Origin of the sequence: Chryseobacterium sp. (assembly GCF_045629545.1) — a bacterium.
Classification (GTDB): Bacteria; Bacteroidota; Bacteroidia; order Flavobacteriales; family Weeksellaceae; genus Chryseobacterium.
Genome location: NZ_JAZQRK010000012.1, coordinates 86,401 through 112,703 on the forward strand (window position 1 = coordinate 86,401; position 26,303 = coordinate 112,703).

The 26,303-nt window shown below is 35.0% G+C and carries 23 protein-coding genes; 6 read left to right on the forward strand and 17 right to left on the reverse strand.

Going from position 1 to position 26,303, the window contains the following annotated elements; genetic code table 11:
* Window positions 1–27: 27 nt before the first annotated feature.
* The 3 genes from ACKI42_RS03000 to ACKI42_RS03010 all read left to right on the forward strand — a co-directional run bounded on the left by ACKI42_RS03000 (window position 28) and on the right by ACKI42_RS03010 (window position 3,017).
* Complete coding sequence (locus ACKI42_RS03000) at window positions 28–450, forward strand: PaaI family thioesterase (RefSeq protein WP_407402310.1); 423 nt, start codon at window positions 28–30, stop codon at window positions 448–450.
* A gap of 89 nt (window positions 451–539) precedes the next feature.
* Entirely contained in the window at window positions 540–884 is a 345-nt protein-coding gene (locus tag ACKI42_RS03005; protein ID WP_407402312.1) for a phage holin family protein, read from the forward strand.
* A gap of 138 nt (window positions 885–1,022) precedes the next feature.
* Entirely contained in the window at window positions 1,023–3,017 is a 1,995-nt protein-coding gene (locus tag ACKI42_RS03010; protein ID WP_407402314.1) for a prolyl oligopeptidase family serine peptidase, read from the forward strand.
* 66 nt (window positions 3,018–3,083) lie between these two features.
* Here the strand turns inward: ACKI42_RS03010 and ACKI42_RS03015 are convergent, their stop codons facing one another.
* The 5 genes from ACKI42_RS03015 to dnaN form a co-directional block, all read right to left on the reverse strand.
* A complete protein-coding gene (locus ACKI42_RS03015; protein ID WP_407402390.1) occupies window positions 3,084–3,413 on the reverse strand; it encodes a GNAT family N-acetyltransferase in 330 nt (109 codons plus the stop codon).
* Window positions 3,414–3,486: 73 nt separating this feature from the next.
* Window positions 3,487–3,705 (reverse strand): hypothetical protein, encoded by a 219-nt coding sequence (locus tag ACKI42_RS03020; RefSeq protein ID WP_407402316.1) that lies wholly within the window; start codon window positions 3,703–3,705, stop codon window positions 3,487–3,489.
* A gap of 174 nt (window positions 3,706–3,879) precedes the next feature.
* A complete protein-coding gene (locus ACKI42_RS03025) occupies window positions 3,880–4,182 on the reverse strand; it encodes a hypothetical protein (RefSeq protein WP_407402318.1) in 303 nt (100 codons plus the stop codon).
* 577 nt (window positions 4,183–4,759) lie between these two features.
* Window positions 4,760–5,662, reverse strand: coding sequence for an NADP-dependent oxidoreductase (locus ACKI42_RS03030; RefSeq protein ID WP_407402320.1), 903 nt, complete (start codon window positions 5,660–5,662; stop codon window positions 4,760–4,762).
* 178 nt (window positions 5,663–5,840) lie between these two features.
* Window positions 5,841–6,971 (reverse strand): DNA polymerase III subunit beta, encoded by a 1,131-nt coding sequence (dnaN, locus tag ACKI42_RS03035; RefSeq protein ID WP_407402322.1) that lies wholly within the window; start codon window positions 6,969–6,971, stop codon window positions 5,841–5,843.
* A gap of 145 nt (window positions 6,972–7,116) precedes the next feature.
* Between dnaN and ACKI42_RS03040 the strand changes: the two genes are divergently transcribed.
* Window positions 7,117–7,470, forward strand: a complete 354-nt coding sequence (locus ACKI42_RS03040) for a diacylglycerol kinase family protein (protein ID WP_407402324.1) — start codon at window positions 7,117–7,119, stop codon at window positions 7,468–7,470.
* 11 nt (window positions 7,471–7,481) lie between these two features.
* Here the strand turns inward: ACKI42_RS03040 and ACKI42_RS03045 are convergent, their stop codons facing one another.
* The 10 genes from ACKI42_RS03045 to ACKI42_RS03090 form a co-directional block, all read right to left on the reverse strand.
* Window positions 7,482–8,120 (reverse strand): SGNH/GDSL hydrolase family protein, encoded by a 639-nt coding sequence (locus ACKI42_RS03045; protein WP_407402326.1) that lies wholly within the window; start codon window positions 8,118–8,120, stop codon window positions 7,482–7,484.
* Window positions 8,121–8,321: 201 nt separating this feature from the next.
* Window positions 8,322–12,020 carry a phosphoribosylformylglycinamidine synthase gene (locus ACKI42_RS03050; RefSeq protein WP_407402328.1) on the reverse strand — a complete coding sequence of 1,233 codons (3,699 nt, stop codon included), beginning with the start codon at window positions 12,018–12,020 and terminating at the stop codon, window positions 8,322–8,324.
* 265 nt (window positions 12,021–12,285) lie between these two features.
* Window positions 12,286–12,753: a transposase gene (locus ACKI42_RS03055; protein WP_407402330.1), complete on the reverse strand. Its 468-nt coding sequence runs from the start codon at window positions 12,751–12,753 to the stop codon at window positions 12,286–12,288.
* A gap of 152 nt (window positions 12,754–12,905) precedes the next feature.
* The gene (gene purB / locus ACKI42_RS03060; protein ID WP_407402332.1) at window positions 12,906–14,333 is read right to left on the reverse strand and encodes an adenylosuccinate lyase; all 1,428 of its coding nucleotides are present in this window, start codon (window positions 14,331–14,333) and stop codon (window positions 12,906–12,908) included.
* A 108-nt stretch (window positions 14,334–14,441) separates the two neighbouring features.
* Window positions 14,442–14,822 carry a hypothetical protein gene (locus ACKI42_RS03065; RefSeq protein WP_407402334.1) on the reverse strand — a complete coding sequence of 127 codons (381 nt, stop codon included), beginning with the start codon at window positions 14,820–14,822 and terminating at the stop codon, window positions 14,442–14,444.
* Window positions 14,823–14,904: 82 nt separating this feature from the next.
* Window positions 14,905–17,232, reverse strand: coding sequence for a beta-glucosidase BglX (gene bglX / locus ACKI42_RS03070; protein WP_407402336.1), 2,328 nt, complete (start codon window positions 17,230–17,232; stop codon window positions 14,905–14,907).
* A gap of 26 nt (window positions 17,233–17,258) precedes the next feature.
* Window positions 17,259–17,963, reverse strand: a complete 705-nt coding sequence (locus ACKI42_RS03075) for a prolyl oligopeptidase family serine peptidase (protein WP_407402338.1) — start codon at window positions 17,961–17,963, stop codon at window positions 17,259–17,261.
* 100 nt (window positions 17,964–18,063) lie between these two features.
* On the reverse strand, window positions 18,064–19,437 hold the full coding sequence (locus ACKI42_RS03080; protein ID WP_407402340.1) for a glucoamylase family protein: 1,374 nt from the start codon (window positions 19,435–19,437) through the stop codon (window positions 18,064–18,066).
* A gap of 65 nt (window positions 19,438–19,502) precedes the next feature.
* On the reverse strand, window positions 19,503–20,918 hold the full coding sequence (locus ACKI42_RS03085; protein WP_407402342.1) for a RagB/SusD family nutrient uptake outer membrane protein: 1,416 nt from the start codon (window positions 20,916–20,918) through the stop codon (window positions 19,503–19,505).
* A gap of 12 nt (window positions 20,919–20,930) precedes the next feature.
* Window positions 20,931–23,756, reverse strand: a complete 2,826-nt coding sequence (locus ACKI42_RS03090; protein WP_407402344.1) for a SusC/RagA family TonB-linked outer membrane protein — start codon at window positions 23,754–23,756, stop codon at window positions 20,931–20,933.
* 409 nt (window positions 23,757–24,165) lie between these two features.
* Between ACKI42_RS03090 and ACKI42_RS03095 the strand changes: the two genes are divergently transcribed.
* On the forward strand, window positions 24,166–24,846 hold the full coding sequence (locus ACKI42_RS03095; RefSeq protein ID WP_407402346.1) for a DUF4197 family protein: 681 nt from the start codon (window positions 24,166–24,168) through the stop codon (window positions 24,844–24,846).
* Window positions 24,847–24,881: 35 nt separating this feature from the next.
* Window positions 24,882–25,187 carry a DUF493 family protein gene (locus ACKI42_RS03100; protein ID WP_407402348.1) on the forward strand — a complete coding sequence of 102 codons (306 nt, stop codon included), beginning with the start codon at window positions 24,882–24,884 and terminating at the stop codon, window positions 25,185–25,187.
* A 52-nt stretch (window positions 25,188–25,239) separates the two neighbouring features.
* On the opposite strand, the gene ACKI42_RS03105 is transcribed toward ACKI42_RS03100, so the two are convergent.
* Together ACKI42_RS03105 and ACKI42_RS03110 are read right to left on the reverse strand one after the other, a co-directional pair.
* Window positions 25,240–25,590, reverse strand: coding sequence for an ArsC/Spx/MgsR family protein (locus tag ACKI42_RS03105; protein ID WP_407402350.1), 351 nt, complete (start codon window positions 25,588–25,590; stop codon window positions 25,240–25,242).
* Window positions 25,591–25,676: 86 nt separating this feature from the next.
* Window positions 25,677–26,297: a deoxynucleoside kinase gene (locus tag ACKI42_RS03110; RefSeq protein WP_407402352.1), complete on the reverse strand. Its 621-nt coding sequence runs from the start codon at window positions 26,295–26,297 to the stop codon at window positions 25,677–25,679.
* Window positions 26,298–26,303 lie beyond the last annotated feature (6 nt).

Below are 26,303 nucleotides of genomic sequence, written 5' to 3' on the forward strand. Positions count from 1 at the left end.
TTTAAATTTGCTTAAATTACAATAATTATGACAGAAGAAAAAAGAGCAACGATGGTGAAAAGCTTTAATAGATCCGAAGCTTTGCGTTTTTATAATGCAGAATTAGTGGAGCTAGACATCGACTTCATTTCTATAAAAGTCCCAAAAATGAATATTATGATGCGTACAGCAGGTATGTTCAATGGTGCTATGATTGCTTCACTTGTAGATGCTTCGTCCGGCTATGCAGCGGTAAGCCATTACCCAGAAGATTGCTATGTAGTAACAGTGGAACTCAAGGTTAATTATCTTCGTCCCGCATTAGGTGATGCCCTGATTTCCAAATCGTATGTGGTGAAAGGAGGAAATAAAATAAGTGTTATTCGGACCGAAATATACACTTTACATGAAGAAACTTTAGTAGAAAATCATGTGGCTACTTCTTTGGTAACGATGATGAAAATAAAATAATTTTCTAAAAAGAAATCCAAATTTAATGGATATCTCCAAAGATTTGGAATAGCTTTTGTTACATTTGTAGCTCACTTAAAAATTATACTATGAATCTTATTATTCGCTTGCTAATCACTGCGGTTGTCGCTTTTTTATTAACCAAAATTTTGCCTGGAGTTCATCTGAATGATTTCGGAGCAGCTATTATTTTCGCAATTGTTTTGGGTATTTTGAACCTGATTGTAAAACCAATTCTTAGTATTTTGGGATTACCGCTGACCATTATTACTTTAGGATTATTTTCTTTAGTGATCAATGCCATTATAATTCTTATGGCAGACTATTTCATAGAAGGTATGGAAGTAGATGGTTTCCTTTGGGCATTTATTTTCAGTATAGGATTATCAGTGGTTACTTCCCTAGCAAACTCTATGTTTTCGGACGAAAAATAAATTTTATCATTCCTTACATACATCAATCGCCAGCAATTATTGTTGGCGATTTTTTTATGTTTAAACTTAAAGAATAACTGTTTTATTATTTTAATATTAATCCTAACTTTGAACTCTTAAGACTTAAACAAGAAATTTATGAAACTTAAATATAGTTTGCTAGCATTGGCAGCTCCTTTTTTGATGAATGCACAACAACTCATGACGCCGGAAATTCTTTGGACCTTAAAAAAAGTAGGTGTACAAGCAGTTTCTCCAGATCAATCTTCTTTAATCTATAAAGTAGGACAAGTAGATCTGAAAACAGAGAAAACCAACAGCGAAAGTTACTTTCTAAATGCCATCAACAACCAAGCTTCCAAAATAGATTTAGGCAAAAAATCCCTTATACAATGGGATAAAAATGGTCTGTATGCACAAGAAGGAGACGTTATTTATGTTTCTAAAGATTCTGGAAAAACTTGGACAAATTTCTACGCCATTGGTGAAGTAGACAATATTGTAATCTCACCAGATGGTAAAAAAATTGCTTTCAGCAAACAAGTTTTGGTAGAGAAACTAATGGGGAAAGACAAATATGCAGATACGCCAAAAACTACTGCACAAGTGTATACAGATCTTAACCATAGACACTGGGATTATTACAACGAAGGAAAATACAACCACGTATTCGTACTTCAAGTTTCAGATGCTATTTCATCTGCTAAAGACTTACTAGATGGCAAAGCTTGGGATTCACCACAACGTCCTTTTGGTGGTGCTGAAGATTTTGTTTGGAGCCCAGATTCTACTCAACTTCTTTATGTTACCAAGCCAAATAGTGGTAAAGAATATTCTACCAGTACCAATACAGATATTTTCGCGTATGATATAGCTTCTGGTACTACCAAAAATTTAACCGAAGCTAATAAAGGGTACGACAACAATCCTAAATTTAGTGCAGATGGGAAATCTTTGCTTTGGCAAAGTATGAAAAGAGATGGATATGAAGCAGATAAAAATGATATCAAAATCATGGATTGGAAATCTGGAAAAATCTCCAATCTTACTCAATCTTGGGACGAAAGTGTTACAGGTGATGTATTGTGGGCTACAGACTCTAAAACCATTTACTTTACTGCTGCATACAGAGGAACCAAGCAATTGTTTTCATTAGATTCTAAAACGTCTAAAGTACAGCAAATTACCAAAGGAAACTTTGATGTGAATGAGATTTTTGCGGATATCAAAAATTCTATTTTGGTTTCAAGAACAGATATTAACCATGCTGCAGAAATTTTCTCTGTAACACCAAAAAATGGTGATATGAAGCAGGTAACCGATGTCAACAAAGAAGCTTATACCAATTTGGCGCAAGGGAAATCTGAGCTAAAAATGATAAAAACTACAGATGGTAAAGAAATGGGTGTTTGGTTTCATTATCCACCCAACTTTGATCCCTCAAAAAAATATCCAACATTGGTATATTGCCAAGGTGGACCGCAATCTGCCCTTACTCAATATTTCAGCACAAGATGGAACTTTGCTTTGATGGCTGCAAACGGTTATATCGTAGTTGCACCAAACCGTAGAGGCATGCCAGGATGGGGAACCGAATGGAACGAAGCGATCTCTAAAGATTGGGGCGGACAACCTATAAAAGATTATCTTTCGGCTACCGACTATGCTAAAACGTTACCGTACGTAGATGCAGATCGTGTAGGTGCTGTAGGAGCAAGTTATGGTGGTTACAGTGTATTTATGTTAGCTGGTGTACATGAAAATAGATTCAAAACCTTCATTGCACACGATGGACTTTTTGATATGAAATCTTGGTACCTTACTACAGAAGAACTTTGGTTTGCCAATTGGGATTTGGGTTCTCCGTGGGAAAAACCTTTACCAAAGGCATATACAGACTTTAACCCAATCAATTTTGTTGAAAAATGGAACAAACCTATCATGATTGTTCAAGGTGGAATAGATTTCCGTGTTCCTTATGAGCAAGGTCAGGAAGCATTTCAGGCGGCACAACTAAAAGGTTTAAAAAGTAAATTGGTTTACTTCCCGAACGAAAATCACTGGGTACTGAATCCTCAAAACGGATTGGTTTGGCAAAGAGAATTCTTTGAGTGGTTGAAAGAAACTTTATAACAATAAACAAAAAAAACGGGTATTATTGCCCGTTTTTTTGTTTTAAAATTAAAAGTAAAACTTAATCTATAATCCATTTTCCTTTTTGAAATCATCATCCAAAAGATCATGTACAGATGTATCTCTCAGCATTAATTTCACAACATAAGGACAAGTAGGATAAATTTTCACACCTTTTTCTCGAGCAAAATTGAGCAAGGTATCATACAAAGGTCTTCCGATTTTTTTATCGCGAAATTCTTCATAAACCAAAGTTCCATTGGCATTGAAGTTTCCGTTTTCCATCCATTTGTACTTAATGTAGCCTGCTTCTACACCATCATAGTACGCCAAAAATCTTCCGCTATCTTGAGATTTTTCATGTTTTATTGTAATATTTTCCCATTGTATTTTAATTTAAATAATGAGTTTAAAACATACCATTTTGGTTGGCTAAGTTTTCCACTTCTGATACAGATAGTAGAACATCTCAATGATCTGTAATTTTCCCTTCTTCATTAAACTTAAAAATATCTACTCCCGCTACACCCAAATCGGCAACATTATTAGAATAAAAATTTTTAAACTTTACGTGTACCCAAACGTAATTATCTATTGCTATTATTTGGTAAACTTCTACACTCATATTGGGAAAATTATTCAGTCGGTCTTCAAAAGCCAATCCTGTGCCATCTTCTCCTGTGGACAAATAGGGATTGTGCTATATGTATTCTGGGACAATATATTGTCTTATTGCCTTTAGAGGTTCTGTTTTGTTGATCATGGCATCCTACTAATCTAGCAATGCTTGTGCATTTCTATTGCCTGATAGATCATTAGGATTGATGAAAGTTTCCATCTTTTTTTTATTTTAAAATTAAAATTAGTTTTGTAGTGTTTTCAAACACATTTCAGCTTGTTGCTTTAGAGTAGAATTTTTGATGTATCCTAGCAATTCTTTATCATTCTCTCCTACTGCAGCTGTTATGGTTGCAGGATTTTGTAAAGAAATATCAATATTTTGCTTCGCTGCAACATCTGCATCTAAAGCATGAGATTGTCCAGAATTTATTCTTTCTGCAAAATTCTGGAAGGCCTCTTTATAGTTTTTAGATAGCTTTTCATTAAAGGATTTGCTTACTATTTCTATAACAGCAGCATTTTTTTCGGGTCCGCTAGTATGCATATTTCCTGGTGCAACTATCGTTACATCTATCCAAATAAAGCTAACTCTGTACGATAAACAGTCATTAAAGCTTCTGTTGCGGCTTTATTTGCTGCTGAAAAACCGTTAAATGGACTTGGAAAATCTACACTTACTATACCGATGTGTACAATTCTATTTTTTGCTGATTATAAATTAGGATTCATTACATTAGAACGTGAAAAAACTCTGAATGTGTTCACTTCAAATTCACTCAAAAGTTCCTCATGTTTTAAGACTTTTAGTGGTCTATACGTTAAAATTCCGGCATAGTACCTAGAATATTAAGTATTCCATCTTTAATATCACCAATTTAACAAGAAAAATTTACAATTTCTTCGATTTAAAAAAAAAAATTAAAGCAATAATTTTACTTTTACTATAGATTTCCGTTCTAGACTAACAATCTGTTCAGCTTTTGTAGCCTCCCCAAATACTTGATAACCCAGTTGTGCAAATTCAAGTGCCGGGTTTTCTCCCTAACCGCCTTCTACGCTCGTAATAATAGCATTTTGACTCATATTAAATATTATTTAAATGAACTTAAATAAAAAATGTATTAAAACTGAAGCGCATTTTTACCTCTTGTGTGCCCATCCAAAATATAAGCATACGCCTTGCTTGCCTCTTCAAAACGGAATACTTGGTCTACCTCCCAAGAAAAAGTACCATCTGCAACTCGCTCTACTACATGTTTTAGATTATTTACATTTCTTTTTACCCAAACTGCTTGCACACGTGGGGAAGAAACTGGCTTTCCGGCAATAGTACCAATAAAACCATCTTCTTTTACAGTTTGTAAAGAAGCTTGCGTTGCTTCTTCGGTACCCGACATATCGATAGAAGCATCAAATAGTTCTGGATGTACATTTTTTAGTCTACTTACCAAACCATCACCATATACCACTGCTTTAGCTCCCAATTTTTGTAAATAATCTTGGTTTTTTGTAGAGGCTGTTGCTACAACATCGATACCTCTTTCTTTAGCAAGTTGTATTGTGATAGAACCTACACCACCAGAGGCACCATGAATAAGGAGAGATTTTATAGGACCAATTTCGTCTAATATCGTAGAAGCTGTCTGAGAAACTCCTGCAAGAGTTCCTGCGACATCCCAACTCATAGATTCTGGTTTATGAATAAGATTGGTTACAGGAACATCTATAACGGTAGCATGAGTAAAACCACCACCAGATCCTAAAACAGCATCTCCAATTTTGAAAAACGTAGAATTTCCTGATAATTCTAAAATTTCTCCAGCAAACTCAGTTCCAAATGTTTGTGGCATACTACCATGTCTGAATTCGCCAGTCATTCTTCTAGCATCTATTGGGTTGATGCCTGCAGATTTCACTTTTATTCTTGCCATCCCACTCTGCAATACTGGTAATTCTTGGGTATGAAACTCTAATACTTTATCTGCTGCACCATAAGATTGGGCGATTAAAATTGTTGTAGTCATGATTTACTATTTTCATTAATTATAAACCAAAGCTACAATCTTAGTATCGGCTAGGTACTATGAGTTACTTTTAGGAAACCGATTACTGAAAGGTAATTCATCACTCATTTAAAACAATTAAAAAAGAGAGACCTTATTGCTAAAGTCTCTCTTCTTTTATATAGAATAAAAATCAATATTACAATCCAATTACAGGCATAGATAACATCAAGATATTTTCGTTTTCTTCTAATCCGTCTAATGGCTCAATAATACCAGGTCTGTTGGGTTGGGACATTTTCATGGTAATATCATCAGCAGAAAGAATAGTAAGCATTTCCGTTAAGAATTTTGAACTAAAACCGATGTTGATATCATCGCCATTATAGTCGCATGGGATTTGCATATCTGCTTTATTGGCATACTCAGTATCTTCAGCATGAAGATGTAGAATATTGGCAGAAAGCCTAAATCTTACTTGGTTGGTAGACTTGTTGGACATGATAGAAGCTCTCTTGATCGCGCCTAAAAGCAAGGTTCTGTTGATTGTAAGAACATTGGGATTATCTTTCGGGATTACCGCAGTATAATTGGGATATTTACCATCAATCAATCTACAGATCCAAATATGTTTACCAAAAGTAAATTTAGCCATATTATCATTGAAGTCTATCCTAATATCTTCATTGGAACTTGCTAAAATATTTTTGAAAATATTTAAAGGCTTTTTCGGCATGATAAACTCCATAGGTTCAGGATTGACCAAATCTTTTCTCTTGTAAACCACCAAACGATGAGAGTCTGTGGAGACAAAGTTGGTTTCATTTTCACCAAATTGGAAAAGTACACCCGTCATCACAGGACGCAAAGAATCGTTACTTGTAGCAAAAAGTGTATTGGTAAGTGCTTCAGAAAGTACACCCGCTGGCATTGTAACCGTTTGCGCTGCATCAAATTCTGGTAATTCTGGATAGTCTTCCTCATTATCTAGAGCAACTGCAAAATTATCTTTTTCGTCTAAAATTTCCAACTGACTACCATTACCCTCCGCATTATCTTTTACAAGAAATGTAAGTGGTTGTTCGCCATATGTTTTTATAAAATCCTGAAAAATCTTAGCAGGAACAGCAAATCTACCAGAATCGTCGGATTTTACATCCAAAGAAGTCACAAGAGTGGTTTCTCCATCAGACGCTGTAATGGTAACATTATTGAGATTGAGTTCAAAAAGATAATTCTCCAAAATTGGTCTCGATTGTGAGCTCGATATTACTCCGCTTACAGTTTGCAGTGCTTTCTGTAGTTCTCCACTTGAAATAATAAATTTCATAGATTTAAAAATAAGTTTCTACAAATATAATAAATAGAATGTAGATTTTTATAAATTTTACGTATAGTTATTAACAACAAGTCATTTTTTTTGCACAATTTTACACTATTTGAAATAAAAATCTTTACTAAATAGGAATAGCACCATGAGAAAACCTCCAATCCACATAAGCTTTTTCAACGCATCCAGAGGACTTTGGATGATTATAAAATCTGAAAGAAATTTTCAGATTCATGCCTGTGCTTTGGTTGTAAATTGTATGATGATGGGCATTTTACCCGTAAAAACTCTCGATGTAATTGCCATTCTATCAGTTTGTTTTTTAGTCCTGATCGCAGAAATTTTCAATACAGCAATAGAGAAACTGTGTGATTATGTGCAACCTGATTATGATAAAAGGATTGGTTTCATTAAAGATATTTGTGCAGGCGCTGTTACCCTAATGTCTGTATTAGCAGTAGTCGTAGGCGTTTTTGTTTATAAAAAATATTTATTTTAAACTAAAAAAAATTACAAAGTCATTCTAATAAATTTATCCATAAGGGGTTTCAATATATATGCCATAGCTTCATATCCTTTTTCATTGGGATGTACGCCATCTTTTGATAAAAAAATTTCTTTATTTTCGCACAACGCAGAATAAAAATCAACAAATCCAATTGAATATTCAGTAGCAATATCTTCTAAAATTTGATTATAAATAAGCACGTTTTCATTAGTTCTCAGCTTTCCATTGGGAGATTCTACTCCATCAATATACTTAGAAAAGGGTAAAATGTTAACTAAAAAAATATCATTAGAAAATAACTGTGCTCTTGCTACAGCTTCACTCATATTCTTCTTAAAATCTTCTTCATTTACCAAGAACGCACCTTCTTTCATCGCCAAATCGTTGGCTCCGTATCCTAGGAAAATTACATTTTTTTCTGCAGAATTTCTAGCAGACATTTCTGGATTTATTCTCTTTAGAAAGTCGGCTGAAGTTTCTCCACCAATCCCTAGATTAAAAAGGATCAACTCATTATTACTTTCTGGGAAATTTTGCAGTGCATATCTTTTTAGAATATCTACCCAACCACCAAAAACACCATCATATTCTCCGTAAGTAATACTATCGCCAAAGAACAGACCATATATTATTTTTTTCATTATACCTAAATTAACAATGCAAAATTAGAGCAATATTATGGTCTTACTTATAATATTCAATTGAAAATTTGCATGACAATTATTCATGTATTTTCACTAGCTTTTCTAGTTTAATTAAAATTATTCATTTTCTTAATAATTCTCGTTAACAACAATAACCGCCAGGATTGACGGTTATTGCTTTTGTTTAAAGTGAATATTTTATTTAAAATACTCTACTCCATTTTTGAAAATATTGTGATAGTTGGCTGTTGGGATGTTTTTCATTAATCCTTCTGCAAAACGCTCAGGATGTCCCATTCTACCGTATATCTTACCACAAGGACTAGTGATTCCTTCGATACCGAATAACGAGTTATTTGGGTTAAATGGCATACCGTGAGCGATATTTCCATCTAAATCGATATACTGAGTAGCAATTTGTCCGTTTTTATATAACTTCTCAATTTCTTCTTGTGAAGCCATAAAACGACCTTCACCGTGAGAAATTGGAATTGTATACTCTAGACCCTTCATTCCTTTTAACCAAGGTGATTCATCATTAATTACTTTTACATTAACCATCTGAGAAATATGTCTTCTGATCGCATTATGAGCCAAAGTAGGAGAATTCTCGTCTAAATCTTTGATCTGACCGTAAGGAAGCAATCCCGATTTCACTAGGGCTTGGAAACCGTTGCAAATCCCGATAATCATACCATCTCTTTCTAAAAGTTCGTGAACTGCATTTTTCATTTTTTCGTTCTTCAGAACATTTACAATGAATTTTGCAGAACCATCTGGTTCATCTCCTGCAGAGAAACCTCCAGAAAATGCCAATATCTGTGACTCATTAATTTCTTTTATCCAAGCATCTATACTTTCGTCTAGCAATTGGTGAGAAATATTTTTTAGAGGTAAACTGTTCACGATTGCGCCTTCTTTTTGGAAAGCATTTAGCGTTTCGTACTCACAGTTTGTACCAGGGAATAACGGAGCAAAAACTTTAGGTTTCGCAATACCGTGCTTATTGATAAGAATCGTTCTTGGGTTGATTGAATTTAAACTTCTATCAACTTCCAGAGTAATTTTTTCTTTCTCGATTGTTGGAAAAAGTTGTTCGAATGTTTTTGTATTCTCTTCAAGTAATTTCACAATATCGAATGATAAATTGTTAATTACAAGAACATTAGATTCTTTTACTTCACCAATACATTGAAGCGAGCTTAGAGATAATTCTTCAGTAGCTTCTATTAATAAACTTCCAACATTTTTAGCTAGGAGTAAACTTTCATCAGCAATATTAATTTCTGCACCCAATCTATTTCCGAAACTCATCTTTGCTAAAGCAACTGCAATTCCACCATCTTTAATGGTTTTAATAGATACAATTTTTCCCGATTTTATATTCTCGAAAATGAATTCATAAACTTCTTTTAATTGATCATAATTGGGAAGACCTTGCTCCAAACTTTCATGATTGAAGAAGAATAATTTGTTCCCTGCTTTTTTCAACTCAGGAGAGATTACATTTTTCTTTTGTCCGTCTGCACAAGCAAATGAAATCAAAGTTGGTGGTACATTAAGGTCTTGATAAGTTCCACTCATAGAATCTTTACCTCCAATTGCTGCCAAACCAAGGTTGATTTGCGCATTATAAGCACCTAATAAAGACGCCAATGGTTTACCCCATTTTTCAGCATCCTGACCTAGTTTTTCGAAGTATTCTTGGAAGCTTAATCTTATATTTCTGTAATCTCCACCCATTGCAACAACTTTTGCAACACTTTCTATCACAGCGTAAGAAGCGCCTAATAATGAATTTTGTTTTGAGATTTCGGCATCAAATCCCCAACTTGCAAAAGATACGGTTTCGATATCTTTAGCGCCTAAGATTGGTAGCGTTTGCGCGCTTCCCTCCATCAAAGTTTGTTGGTATTTTCCACCCAATGGCATTGCCACTGTAGTTCCGCCTACAGATCCATCGAACATTTCTAGTAATCCTTTTTGGGATGCCACATTTTTGTCGCTAAGGATCGATAAGAAATTTTCTTCTGTAAAAGCTTTATTTTCTAGGTTTAAATCTTGTAGATGTGTAATCTTTGCCTCTTGCGTTTTTGGAGATCCATTGGTGTCCAAAAATTCTCTAGAAAGATCTACAATCATATTTCCTTTCCAGAACATTTGCATTCTGCCAGAATCTGTCACTTTTGCTACTTCTACTGCAACAATGTTTTCGTCTTCACAGAACTTGATGAATTTTTCTTTGTCTTTTGGTTCTACCACCACAGCCATTCTTTCCTGAGATTCAGAGATCGCTAGTTCGGTTCCGTTGAGACCTTCGTATTTTAAAGGTAAAATATCTAGATTGATTTCTAATGAGTCTGCAATTTCTCCAATAGCAACAGAAACTCCACCAGCACCAAAATCATTTGATTTTTTGATTAATCTTGTTACTTCCGGATTTCTGAACAATCTTTGGATTTTGCGTTCTTCTACAGCATTTCCTTTTTGCACTTCAGAACTCATGGTGTGGATAGATGTTTCGTCTTGTTCTTTCGAACTTCCACTTGCGCCACCAACACCATCGCGACCCGTAGCGCCACCCAAGATGATGATAGAATCTCCTACTTCTGGTTTTTCACGTCTTACCCAATCAATAGGTACAGCGCCCGCAACAAAACCTACTTCCATTCTCTTAGCTTTATAGCCTTCATCGTAGATTTCTGAAACCATTGTTGTAGCCAAACCAATTTGGTTACCATAAGAAGAATATCCGTTGGCAGCTTGTTTGGTAATTGTTTTTTGTGGCAATTTACCAGGTAGTGTTTTATCTACAGATTCTAAAACATCAGCAGCACCCGTGAGTCTCATCGCTTGGAAAACGAAAGAACGCCCAGACAAAGGATCTCTGATCGCGCCACCCAAACACGTTGAAGCTCCTCCGAAAGGTTCTATCTCTGTAGGGTGATTGTGGGTTTCGTTTTTGAATAATAAATACCAAGGCTCTTTTTTGCCATCGTATTCTGCTTCAATCTGAATGGTACACGCGTTGATCTCGTCTGAAACCACAAGGTTTTCTAAGTTTCCTGTTTTGTGGAAATATCTTGCGCACACGGTTGCCAAATCCATCAAAGAAACTGGTTTATGCTCGCGGTTTAAGAATTTTCTTTTTTCTAAATAATCTGCAAAAATAGTATCTAATGTAGATTTGAATTTTCCTTCGAATTGAATATCTGTAAGCGCCGCTTCGAAAGTAGTGTGACGACAATGGTCGCTCCAATACGTATCCAAAACTTTTAGTTCTGTCTCTGTCGGATTTCTATTTTCAGTTTTGAAATAATCTTGAATGCATTTCAAATCATTCAATTCTAAAGCAAATCCGTGGATATTGTAGAAATTTTCTAAATCGGTTTCGTTGAGAGAAGTAAAATTCTCGTGAACTAAAACCTGTGTTGGCAACTCATCTGAAGGAATTTTAAGGATTGATAAATCTTTAATTTGAGACTCAACTTTATTGATTAACAAATTTTTAATTTTTACTAAATCTTGTTCTGAAACGCCTTCGAAAGAAATCAGTTTTCCACTTCTTACTTTGGCAATTTCATTTCCGGTAAGTAATGCGATACATTGCTGCGCAGAATCTGCACGCTGATCATACTGTCCTGGCATAAATTCCATTGCGAAATGGATGTGGGTTGCAGGATTATCTGTGTGAAGAATATCTGTAACAGGATCTACAAAAGTACTGTTGACTACTTTCTCGAATTCACCTTCTTTTAAATCAAAAATATCGTAAATGTTGTACACTTTTACGCTTTTGATGGATGGGAAAATTGCTTTTACCTCATCGATAATTTTTGGACTTTCTACGTCGAAAACTTCTCTTTTTTCTACGAAAATTCTTTTGTTGTTAGACATTAGATGTCGGTTTTATTAGATTTATTTTAATTTTGAAGCAATATCTTTGCTTAGTTTTCTATAGCATTCAAACAGAATGCAGGTTTTTCCATTTCCTTATTGCTACACACATCTCATTTTTAACTACTGCAATTTTATATTTTCATAATATTATAAAATTTGAAAAATTCATACCGTTGCTTTTTGTTAGCTGATTCCGTAGGAATCATATCTGTGTAGCAAAACAAGTTTCCTTGGTTGGGGCAATCCGTAGGATTGCTATTTTTTATTGTTCATAAAATTCAAACAAATATTCATTTTTATAATCTATTTCGAATGCATTTAGCATTTTAATATATTCTTGTTTGAAACTTTGTTTCGAATGGTGTTTCTCTTGATTTAAAATATAGTTCACCACATTATCTTTCTGGCTTTTTGCATAAGAAAATGCACCATAACCTTCTTGCCAAGAGAATTTACCTAAACATAGTTTTTTTTCATTAATAAAATTAGTTGATTCAATTTTTACTGTTTTTATCAAATCCGGAATTGTTATCTGCAAATTTTTATAACTAAAAAATATATGTATATGATCTGGGTTTAAATAAATAGCCAAAACTTTCTGATTTTTGTTCGTAAATATTCCACAAATGTACTTTTCAATTTCATTACGAACATCTGCTTTTATTTTAACATCTCTTCCTTTTGTTGCGAAAACAACCTGAATATATATTTGCGTATAGGTGTTTGGCATAATTTCTATTGTATATATTTTTAAGATAGCATTCCTACGGAATGCTGCTCAATTCCATACGCTACTTTCTATACAGATTGTATTCCTCCGGAATACTATTAAATCAAAAAGAAGCTAAAATAAAATATGCAGCCAAAAAGGCTGCATTTGATTTATACTTTAAGGTCAGCCTCCAAACCAATTAAGTTTTTATTCGCTTCCAAAATGGGCTGCACTTCATTGCTGATGAACTGCTCTGTCTGAATAGGCGCAAAACCTATAAAGTTTTTCGGGTCTAGAACTTCTTTTAATTTTGTTTTATCTAGCTTAAGTGTTTCATCGTTCAGGATTCTTTCGATAAGATCATTTTCTTTCCCTTCTTCTTTCACTTTTTTGGATGCTTCCATAGAATGAACTCGAATCACTTCGTGGATTTCCTGACGGTCGCCACCAGCTTTCACCTCTTCCATAATGATGTATTCTGTTGCCATGAATGGAAGTTCTTCTTCGATGTGCTTGTTGATTCTGTTTGGATACACTACGATACCGTTCATAATGTTGTTCCAAATTAATAAGATTGCATCTACTGCAAGGAATGCCTGTGGAATCGTTAATCTTTTGTTAGCAGAATCAACCAATGTTCTCTCGAACCATTGTGTAGAAGCCACCATTGCAGAACTGGTTGTAAGAGACATCACATATTTTGCCAATGCACCAATTCTTTCAGATCTCATTGGGTTACGCTTGTATGCCATTGCAGAAGAACCAATTTGGTTTTTCTCGAATGGTTCTTCCACTTCTTTAAGGTTCTGAAGAAGACGCAAATCGTTACTAAATTTGTGTGCAGATTGTGCAATATTACCTAATAAAGCAACCACTTTTGCATCTATTTTTCTATCGTAAGTTTGACCAGAAACGCCAAATACTTTATCGAAGCCAAATCTGCTAGAAAGTTCTTTATCTAAATGTTTTACTTTTGAATAATCACCATCGAATAGCTCTAAGAAACTAGCTGCAGTCCCAGTGGTTCCTTTCACCCCTCTGAAACGTAAAGTTTCTAAGAAGAAATCTAGTTCTTCTATATCCAACACCAAACTTTGTAGCCAAAGTGTAGCTCTTTTCCCAACGGTGGTAAGTTGTGCGGGCTGAAAGTGAGTAAAACCTAATGTAGGAAGATCTTTGTACTGCATAGAAAAATCAGCAAGATTCTTCATTACATTCACCAATTTTTTCTTCAGGATTAAAAGTCCATCACGAATTTGGATAAGATCTGTATTATCTCCCACAAATGCAGATGTTGCTCCCAAGTGGATAATTCCTTTTGCAGAAGGCGCGACATCACCATACGCATGAACGTGTGCCATTACATCGTGGCGGAATTTTTTTTCATATTCTGCCGCTTTATCATAATCTATATTTTCTGCGTTGGCTTTTAGTTCTTCTATTTGCTCAGCAGAAATTTCTAGACCAAGATCTTTTTCAATTTCAGCGAGTGCGATCCAAAGTTTTCTCCAAGTACGAAATTTGTTATTATGAGAAAAATTAAACAACATCTCTTCACTGGAATATCTCTCTTCCAAAGGATTTTTGTAGGAATTCATTCTTTCTTTTTACTTTATTAGATGTACAAAAATAAAGAAAAAAAATGACTCTTTTGAAGTCATTTTCTAAAATTATTGCTTTTTTGGTAGCTAAGACAGCATTTCACCTTATTGATAGATTATAATATTGTCTTTTTTGAGACTATACCCCTTTTTTGTAGGGGTTAAAGTGTAAATTTTATTTTTCCAGACTTTTTTCCCACTCATTTTTTCTAGTATTACACTTTTTTCTTCATTTGCTAAGAAAACTTCTGCTTTATTTTTGTCGGCGCTCCACACTACAGCCGCGATGGTTTCGTAGGATTTGTTACTTTTTACCTCTTTAAGTTTTACTTTTTGCTCGAATACTCTGATGCATTTGTCTTGAACTTGAGAATAGGTATATCCCGCTGAGCCTTTGCAACCATGCGCATCTTGGTCTCCACCCACTGTTTGAGCAAAGAAAAACGTACCCAACAGTACAGAACCTAATAAAATAAGTTTTTTCATAATTGATGATAACGTGGTTATTTACCTAATAATATTGTGCCAAACCAAAAGCCTTCCCAAATTGAGAAGGCTTGATGCTGAATTATTTTTTCCAAATAATCTTGGTCTTTTTTACCTCTTGAGAGTTGGTACCAATCATCACTTCAAATTCGCCTTCTTCCCAATCAAATTTCAATTCGCTATTATAGAATTTTAAATTATCTGGAGTAATATTGAACGTTATTTTTTTGGATTCACCCTTTTTTAGCATAACTTTTTGGAAACCCTTCAACTCTTTTACTGGTCTAGTAATGGATCCCACAAGGTCTCTTATGTAAAGTTGTACTACTTCTGCTCCATCATAGTTACCTGAATTGGTAACTGTAACCGAAGCTTGAATTGTTTGGTTGCCAGTAGGATTGGTATTAGAAACAGAAATATCCGAATAATTGAATTTAGAATAACTCAGTCCAAATCCGAATGGATACAATGGGGTATTACACTCATCCATATAATTGGAGCGAAATCTTTGATACTCGCATTTATCGGTAGCTTCTTGACCTATTGGTCTTCCGGTATTTTTTGCGTTGTAGTAGATAGGCACTTGCCCTAGACTTCTAGGAAATGTCATGGGTAATTTTCCTGAAGGATTTACTTTTCCGAAAAGAACATCAGCGATAGCATTACCAGCCTCAGAGCCTGCAAACCAAGTATTCAGTATAGCACCTGGCGCATCTTTCACATTAGTAAGCGCCAATGGTCTACCTGTAAATAGTACAAGTGCAATAGGTTTACCTGTTTTCTTTAATTCGTTAAGTAGATCTACTTGGGCAGCAGGAATAGTGATTTCTGCACGTGAAGAAGATTCTCCACTCATCTCAGCAGATTCTCCAATTGCCAATACGATAACATCGGCTTGATTCGCTACCTCAACCGCTTCCTTCAATAATGCTTCTTTCGAACGACTGTCTCTATCTGTCTTTTTGCCGTGTGCAGCATAGATTTCTTCTAGTTTGGCATCATCGTCCACATTAGAACCTTTAGCAGAAATGAATTTTACTTCTTTACCATAATTATCTTGCAAACCCTTAAGTAATGATACTGCATCTGCATGTTTTGAAGCCACACTCCATGTGCCAGGCATATTCTCAGAATTTTTCACCAATGGGCCAATAACCGCTACTGTTCCCGTTTTTTTTAGGGGTAAGATTTGATCATTATTTTTTAGAAGAACCATTGATTGTGCTGCTGCGTTACGGGCAATATTTCTATTTTCAGTATTATAGACTTCTTTGGAAGCAAGTTTAGCATCTCCATAACGGTAAGGATCATCGAACAAACCTAAATCAAATTTGGCTTCTAATATTCTCTTGGTAGCAGTATCAATATCTGCCTGAGAAACTTTACCTTCTGCCAGAGATTTTTTCAGCGTCGTTAGAAATCCTTCTCCAACCATATCCATATCTACACCAGCATTTAGCGCTAATGCAGATACTTGCTGCAGATCTCCCATACCGTGATCTATCATCTCATTGATACCAGTGTAATCTGAAACTACAAAACCTTTGAAATTCCATTGGTTTCTAAGAACTTCCGTTTGTAACCAACGGTTACCAGTGGCAGGTATACCATCCACCTCATTAAAAGATGCCATCACAGAAGCTACACCTGCATCTACTGCTGCTTTGTAGGGAGGAAAATACTCATTAAACATTCTGATGTGGCTCATGTCTACTGTATTGTAATCTTTTCCTGACTCGCCAGCCCCATATAAGGCAAAATGTTTTACACAAGCCAAAATGGTGTTTTTGAGTGCAAGATCTTTACCTTGATATCCATACACCATATGCTTTGCAATTTCACTACCTAGGTGAGGATCCTCTCCAGAACCCTCTGAAACTCTACCCCAACGAGGTTCTCTAGAAATATCCACCATTGGAGAAAAAGTCCAATTGATCCCATCTGAGGCTGCTTCTCTAGCTGCAACTTGCGCTGATTGCTGAATGATATTCATGTCCCAAGAAGCTGCCAGTCCTAATGGTATTGGAAAAGTAGTTTCGTAACCATGTATTACGTCCATTCCGAAAATTAATGGAATTTTGAGTCTGCTTTTTTCTACAGCAATTTTTTGAACCGCCTTTATTTTGTCGGCACCTTTGATATTAAATAGTCCCCCTACTAAGCCTTGTTCTACTTTTTTACCAATGTCTGAGCTTTGAGCCAAACCTGTAGTAAAATCCCCAGAACTTGGAAGATTCAGCTGCCCTAATTTTTCGTCTAACGTCATTTTTGCCAAAAGATTTTCTACAAAAGCTTTTTTCTTAGCTTGGTATTGTGTGGTTTGGTAGGATTGTACGGGCTTGGAAATCATTTCCTGAGCCGAAAAAATAGGTGCAAGTGCTATTGTTGCAATGATAACTAGCTTTTTCATATATCGTTCTTCTTTATGTGAATTTATTATTTTATTTTCTTTTGTGATAGCATCCAATAGTATAATTGGGGATTTGAATAGGTAGAATCCCAAGAGTTATGATTATCATTCGGGAAAATCGTGAGCTCTGCATTTTTGTTGATAGGATGTAATTTTTGATAAAATTGAAATGCATTCTCTGGCAATACAACGTCATCCATACCCCCATGAAATAACTTAATATTGAGATCTTTGTACTGATGGATATTGGCTAGCATCACTCTATCTGTAGGCGCGCAAATAGCCACCACCGCGGCAAACATCTCGGGATGCTCCATCGCCAATTTCAAAGTTCCCCAACCTCCCATAGATAATCCTGTTATGTAAATCCTTGTAGGATCTATTTTATATTTTTCTTTAATCTCTATAATCAGTTGATACACCGTCTCTGTATCCCACCAAGTATCTTCTGGACATTGTGGTGCCAAAATAGCCACTTTCTCTTGCATAAGATGTTTGTAAGTAAATGGACTATGGGCTTTTACCAGATCTAAATTGTTGCCACGCTCTCCTGAACCATGCAAAAAAACGATTAACGGAACTTTATCTTTTGTATTATCTGGGAAATCTAATATATAAGATATTTTTTCTTGCTTTTTGATTTCTTTATTAAAGGTGGCTTTTTTTTCTTGAGCTTGAAGACTTAAAGAAAATAAAAGTGTTGCGAAAAAAATTGATTTTATTGTCATCATAGTTATACGATTGTTTGACTAGCCCCGATTGAAATGAAAATCCTTTTTTTGGAAAAAAAAGATTGAAGTGAAAAGCGGGAAATAGCTTCTAAATAAAATATTATTTCTGTGGGTACTTAGTAGATTTAAAATCTAATTTTTTGAGCCCTTTTTGTATTTCTGGTGCATTCATGAATAATTTCCACAGTAAACCTGTTCTATAATTTTCTATCATGGGAGATATCGTACCTTGGTCGATAGCCAAATAACGTGGTGTAAACCAGTTGTCATAATGTATAGAGGTGGCATCATAGGGACCAGCAGAACCTATAAACTGTGATTTTTCGGTATAGATGAATCTCAAGAAATCCATAGATTGTGTAGGAGTGTAAGGAAAACTACTTAATGCAGCAGTAGGTGTTATTACCCCGCGATCGTTCTCAGGAAAATGCGCATCATAGCCAACGCTACCATCTGCATTACGAGAATACCCTGCGGTAAGACCCCAATAGTTTTTTCCGTAGCCTTTGTAATTTTTAGGATTTTCTAGGCAATATTGGTAATCTATTAATACTTGATTTTTATTTAGATCGAAATAATTCTTTACCAAAGAGTCGGACAGACCATTAGGATCTAGCCCAATATAAGAATATTGTGACCAAAATAAAGGTCCACCGTACTTTTCTGCTCCGTTGTGCTTCACGATCATGGGTAGGTTATACTGTTTTTTATCTGACAAGTAGGTGCCATTGCGAGTCCAACCATTTTCGTAAGTTTCTTTATCGATGGAATACGTAGGAGATGAAGCTGCAAGAATATAGGTGATCAGACATTCGTTGTAACCTTGGAGAGGAAAATTCATTTCCCACTGATAGTCTGGTGACCAATGCCAGTAAAGTACCTTTTCGCCTCCTTTTGTGTACCAATCCCATTGGACTTCCTTCCAAAGCTTGTCGCATTTCTCAGCGAGTGCTTTTTCTTCTTTATTACCATCTTTAAAATACTCTCTCACCATAATGATACCTGTGGTAAGAAAAGCAGTTTCTACAAGATCTCCACCATTATCTTTTTTACCAAAGGGAACTGTTTTTCCGGTTTCTCCATTTATCCAATGTGACCAAGCTCCTTTGAAGCGATCTGCCTTAGATAAGAAATCCATCATAACATGTAATCTCTTTACAGCATCTTTTCTTGGCACAAAACCTCGTTCTACTCCCACCAATATAGTAGCTAAGCCGAAACCTGAGCCTCCAGTGGTGATTACATGCTTATCATGATCTGGATATATATCGTCCTCATGATATCGTTCTCTACCCATTAGCGAATTGGGCTCAGCATAGTCCCAAAAATATTTGAGAGCATCTTTTTGTACTCTATCTAATAATTGTGTATCTGTAGGATTGTTTTTCGTTTCCAATCTTGAGCCATTTTGAGGTATACTTGTACAGGAAAGAAATAAGGAAGCAATAATAAGTGTTGAAAAGGTAGATTTCATGTGAGCTAAATTTTTTGGTAAAAAAAAATAGCCAAAGATTACTTTGGCTATTTTAAATATATTAATTAATAACCAGGATTCTGAGTAAACATTCCGTTACTCTCATTCATTGCATCTAAAGGAATTGGAAAAACTTCGTTTTTACCAACTTTAAATCCGTAGGGTGCCAATACATTGCCAGCTTGTCCGGTTCTTACAAGATCTACAAAGCGATCACCCTCGAGGGCTAGCTCCACTCTTCTTTCATGCCATATTGCTGTACGAAGTGTTGCCTGATTGGTAGCTGTAGTACCTGCCAATGAAGCTCTGTTTCTTACCCTATTTAGATTGGTAGTGGCTACCGATGTATTTCCAAGCTCGTTTGCCGCCTCGGCGTTTATCAATAAAATCTCTGCAAACCTCATAATTCTAATATTCTGGATAGAACCATAACCACAAGCATTATTATTAAGAGCAGTTGGCACGTATACTTTTTGGTTGAAGGTAGTGACCGACTGAGGATCACCCATAGCAATAAGATCTCCTTCTGGGGTAGTCTCTCCGTTTCTAAGAATAGTAAGTTCCTTTCTGATGTCTCCAGGTTCAAAAGCATCTTCTAAAGCTTGTGATGGTGTAAAGAATCCCCATCCAAATTGATTTCTAACTCCTTGTACCTCGGCATATTGACTTCCTCCAAACTGTGCTGAACAATCACAATTAACTTCAAAAACAGACTCTGAACCGAATTCTCCTGATGGTCTAAATACATGATTAAAGTCTGGATCTAGAGAATAACCCAATCCCATCACCTGATTCGAGGTATCAAAAGCTTTCTGCCAATCTTTTTTATACAAATAAACTTTAGAGAGCATTCCAAGTGCCGCACCTTTTGTTACTCTACCCTTATTGGCTGCATCATAACTTTGAGGCAAAACTGCAGCTGCGGCTGTAAGATCTGAAATAATAAAATTATACACCTCTTCTACAGAATTCCTTGGTTTCTTGTAGTCACTTTGTAATCCATCAAAGATTGGGACACCTCCGTATATTCTTATGAGATTGAAGTAAAAATAAGCTCTTAGCATCTTGGCTTCTGCTACGAGCCTTTCTTTAAGTGCTGCATTCATCTCGATATCTGGTACTTTGGTAATAACTTGATTGGTTCTATTTACGGCTTGCCATTGCCCAATCCAATATCCTTTAACGCCATCATTGCTTACTGTATATGTAAAATTATCATATTCATTAATAAATGAAGCATCACCAGGGTTAGAACCTTTCACCACATCATCTGCTGGCACCCCAAAAACAAACTGATAAGGAAAGGCAGAATTATCATAACTTCGAAGGAAGCTATAGATTGCATTAGTAGCTTCCATGGCATCATTTTCTGTTTTAAAGAAATCCGTTCCCACAATTACCCCTTCCTCTTTGATGTCTAAAAAATCGTTACAACTTACAGTTATTGCCACTAGGGCTATAGATAAAAATATTTTTTTCATGATTTTTCTAGATTAAAAAGTTAAACTCATCCCAAATGTATAAATAGCTGAAATTGGATAGATATTATTATCTACTCCCATTTGTACTCTATCTCCATTCAAAATTTCGGGGGAGAATCCATTGTACTTGAAGCTTGTCCACGGATTTTGTGCACTTACATACAATCTCAATTTGGTGATAGATAGAGATTGAGCAAATGATTTTGGCAAATTATAACCTACTTGAACATTACGTATTCTAATGTAACTACCATCCTCTACATAGAAACTACTAGGTAATATAATCGCCTGATTATTAGTAGTCATAGAATAGCTGTTAGAGGTACCCTCACCTCTCCATCTGTTGTTATAAAAGTCCAAATCCCAATTTTCGTTACCGTAGCGTTGTTCTCTATTATAATTATAAATTTTGTTACCGAAAACGCCTTGAAAATCAATTCCAAAGTCGAAGTCATAAATATTCATATTAATACCAAAACCATAGGTCCCTTTTGGTATGGGGCTACCTAAAAATGTCTTATCACGAGAATCTATAATACCATTACCATCCATGTCTTTAAATTTGAATGCTCCTGGAGTAGCCCCATTTTGAGTGGCCCACGCAGATACTTCAGCATCATTTTGAAAGATTCCATCCACTTCATAGCCATAATAAGATCCTACAGCTTGTCCTGCTTCTAGTCTGATGATGTTATTACCAAACAAACTAGCTCCCGCATTCAGATAAGATCCCCCATAGACGGAAGTAATTTCGTTTTTCAGTCCTGTGAAATTTCCGTAAACTGATAGACCTAAATTGTCATTAAACTTCGTATTGTAGTTCACCGCAATTTCGAAACCTTTATTTTTGAATGAGTAAGCATTCGTCACAAAGCTATTCCAGTTACTTGCACCAGAAACTGTACCTTGTACAATGCCATACACTACATCCTTGGTATTTTTATCAAAATAAGTAGCATCTATTTTTAATTTATTATTAAAAAGTGCCATTTCTACACCAAAGTCTTTCCCTATAGTTGTTTCCCAACCAATATTAGGATCTATCACCCTATCTATTGTCGTTGCAGGATAACCTGTGTTTCCGAAATAAGCTCCAGCTCCAATAATTGAAGCATTTAGCGTATATTCTCTTGGTACATCTGGATTTCCCAATTGCCCCCAACTCGCTCTAAATTTCAACAGATTGAATACGTTTTGTGTTGACATAAAGTCTTCTTTGGATACTACCCATCCTGCACTGACTGCTGGAAAGGTTCTGTATCGATCTTCTTTAGAAACTTTAGAAGACCCATCTCTTCGGACAGAACCATTAAGCAAATATTTGCCTTTATAATCGTAGTTTATTCTCCCGAAAATAGATTCTACTCTGTAATGATCTTGTGAAATAGCTTCAGCTAATCTATCGGTAATATAATACACTTGGTTTGTGCCTTTTGATATACCCAAAGATTCATTGCTACCGTTATAATTCACATCAAGAGCGGAAGCATAAATTTCAGACAAAGAATTTCTTGTTCTAGAAAATCCACCCAATAACTCTAAATTGTGATCACCAAACTGTTTTTTCCAACTTAAAGTGTTATCCCAAACATAATTTCTCGTTCTAGAATCTATTGTTACCAGCTTATTTGGTTTCTGATCTGCTTTAGGAGTATATGTTGCCGTAGGAGTATAATCGTATTTGCTTTGGTTGATATTATCATTGGTATAGCTTACCCTTAGAGTGAAATCCTTCAAAAACTTATACTCTCCCCAAACGTTATTTAGTAATCTTTCCTGGCGAATTTGAGAACGATACAGATCCAGTTTGGCTCTAGAATTGGGGATAGAAAATCCATTGAAATACTGATAATCTCCAATAGCATCATTCATTACAGAAAATATAGGTGGCGAGGTGTAAGCATCCAATAACGGATTCTGTGCAACATCTGTACGCATTTTGGAGAAAGTAAAATTATTTCCAAATGTAATATTCTTATTAATCTTATAAGTAAGATTAAGCTTGGTATTCAATCTATTAAAACCACTCCCAGAGTTGATACCCTTACCAGCTGCTAGATTTCCTTCATCTTGTAGTAACCCAACACTTGCATAGTAATTGAGTTTACCAGCAACACCAGAAGCAGAAAAGTCATTAGAATTTATAATACTTGTTCTAAAAATTTCATTAAACCAATTAGTGTCAGCCGAATAATTATTGCGGTTAAGAAAGCTTTTCGGATCTGTAATGCCTTCATTTTTCAGTTTCTCATTATACAACTCAATGTATTGATCTGAATTGGTCATTTCAGGGATGTTCGTAATTTTTTTAAATCCTAAATATGAATTAAAATTGAACACCGGTTTTTTACCTCTACCCGATTTGGTTTTTATAATCACTGCTCCATTAGAGGCTCTTGCACCATAGATTGCCAAACTAGAGGGATCTTTCAGTATACTCATGGATTCTATATCTTGCGGGCCTAGAAAAGAAATATCATCTGTGATCATCCCGTCTACAATAAACACGGTTTTACCAGACAGAGAACCTACTCCTCTAATATCCACCCTAGGAGAACCTCCAGGAGAACCAGAGTTGATAATTTGCACACCCGACAACTTTCCTTGTATAGAACTTAGCGGATTTGCATTGGGCTTATCTGCCAACTCTTTGGCAGATACCAAGCCTATACTTCCCGTGATATTTTCTTTCTTCTGAGATCCATACCCAATCATGACTACCTCTTCTATCTTCCGCTCCTTTGTGGTAGAATCTTTTTTTGTAGACTGTGCATCTACGCTCATACCGAAGTATAGAACAGCAATGAGGCAAGAATACTTTAATTGTGTTTGTTTCATAACGTGTTAATTTCCTTTTTGTATAAATGCAACTAGAATAAAGATATCCATGAATGGTTTTTCCCATAATAAGACATTAATCAAAAGTATAAAAAAATTTCTTTGAACTTAAAATTACTTAATTTATTTATAAACAACCTATTATATTAAATAATAAACCTATTATCACTATAGTTTTACAGATATTCTTAAAAAAATCGCAAGTATAATTAATAATTTTGTACTTCTGAATTCTAAATACTTGGTAGTAAATCGCCTAAAATTGATATAAGAACTTCCATACGATGCTCGAGTTCCATTTTTCATGATTATAAATCTAACTTTATCGAATTATCCCATGATTATTTTGATAACGATGCTATAGTTTTTACCTTTGGCTTAGATTTTGAAATCCTAAAGAAAATTGACAATGAAAAAATATATAATCGCTGCAACTCTACTTTTGAGTACCGGCGCAGTAATAAGCACTACCCTTCAATCTTGTACAACAATGGCCACTTCAGATATTGGTCTTTCTATTATCAAAAGGATATTACTTGGAGGTATAGATAAAGGAATGAATATCTACGGAAACAGAGAATCATTTTTGCAAAACAATTTGGTAGATAAAGCGTTACCAAAACAGCTGCGAGACATCAATACTACCCTAGAAAAAATAGCGCCCTCTATTGTTGCCAAAGAAAGAGAATATATTGCTGATGCTGCGGTATATACGGTGAATATTTCTAAACCAATTCTTCAAAATGCAGTGAATAGCCTAACAGCTCAAGATGTTACCAGAATTATAAAAGGAGAAAAAGGCACAGCAACTCTTATTTTGAAAGAAAAAACTTCACATCAATTGGTAACTGCTATTGCCCCAAGAGTGGAACAAGAGTTGAACAAATATGGAATTGTAAAAACTATTAATACTGCTTTATCTGGAAGCAACCTATTGAGTGGACTGCTAGGAGGAAACACCTCTGCTACCAACGCAAGTGGGTTAAGTACTATGGCCTCAGAACAGATAGTAAATGGCCTTTTTAATATTATTGAAGATCACGAAAAGCAAAATTCAAGTTCTTTGCTTGGGTCTTTCGGAATTAAATAATATTTGTTATATTTAAGCTATAATACTATTAAATAATGGACATACTACAAGGAAATGAACATGCGAGTCCGGAGGAATTTTACGCATCGCTAAAGGAAAAATTAGAAAACAATCATGATTTTCCAGAAGATTATTTATTTAAATTTATCATACCCACAGACGAAGCAAAACTTACAGAAATCTATAAGGTATTCGATGGCATCAAATTTACGATGAGTAATAGAGAAAGCAAAAATGGAAAATACACAGCATGTAATATCAATGCCTTTGTATTGGATGCGGATCAGGTAATAGATATATACAAACAAGTAGGAAAAATAGAAAATGTAATGCTTCTATAAACGAAAAAGTCAGCTAATAGCTGACTTTTTTATTTATTTAATTTTCGATAATCTATTTGTCAATAAAATATTTTACGTTTTCTATTGGTCTACCAAGCATTGCCACAGGTCCTTTTATTATAATAGGTCTTTGTATAAGAGAAGGGTTTTTAGACAAAATATCTAGCCACTCTTCATCTGTATATTGCTTGCTAGAATAGTTTTCCAAATAAAGCTTATCATGAGTTCTCACAATACTAAAAATACTTTGATTGAGCTTTTTCAGTATCGTCTTCAATTCCAATGGACTCAATGGATCGTTAATCATATCAATGATTTCAAATGGCACTCCATTTTCATCAAGATATTCCAAAATTGCTCTCGACTTTGAACAATTGTTATTGTGTAAAACTTTAACTAGCATGATAATAGGTTTTGAATATGTATAACTATGTTTGAATGGAACAAATTTAGCGCCATACTAGTCAATGCATAATAATTTACATGGAATTATTGTTGAAACAATCCATGTAAAGAAGTTTCTATCTGCTCTAGAATTAAGCCAAAATCTTCAGGTTTTTCTACAAAATCTAGATTATCTACATCAATAATTAATAGTTTACCTTCTGTGTAACTAGAAATCCACTTTTCGTATTTTGAGTTTAGTTTAGATAAATACTCAATGCTAATAGACGCTTCATATTCTCTACCCCTTTTATAGATTTTTTTCACCAGATTGGGAACATCAGATTTTAAATATATCAATAAATCTGGTGCCGATACGAAACTCTTCATGAGATTGAATACTGAGGTGTAATTACTGAAATCTCTAGCCGTAAGTAGATTCATATCATTAAGATTTTCTGCAAAAATGTGAGCATCTTCATAGATGGTACGATCCTGAATAATATTTTTGCCACTTTCTCTAATCTCTTTAACCTGACGAAATCTACTTCCTAAAAAATAGATCTGCAAAGCAAAACTCCATTTGCTCATATCTGCATAAAAATCTTCCAAATAAGGATTATGATCTACATCCTCAAACTGTGCATCCCAACCATAATGCTTTGCAAGCATCCTTGTTAGTGTTGTTTTTCCCGCTCCAATATTTCCTGTTACTGCAATATGCATATCTCG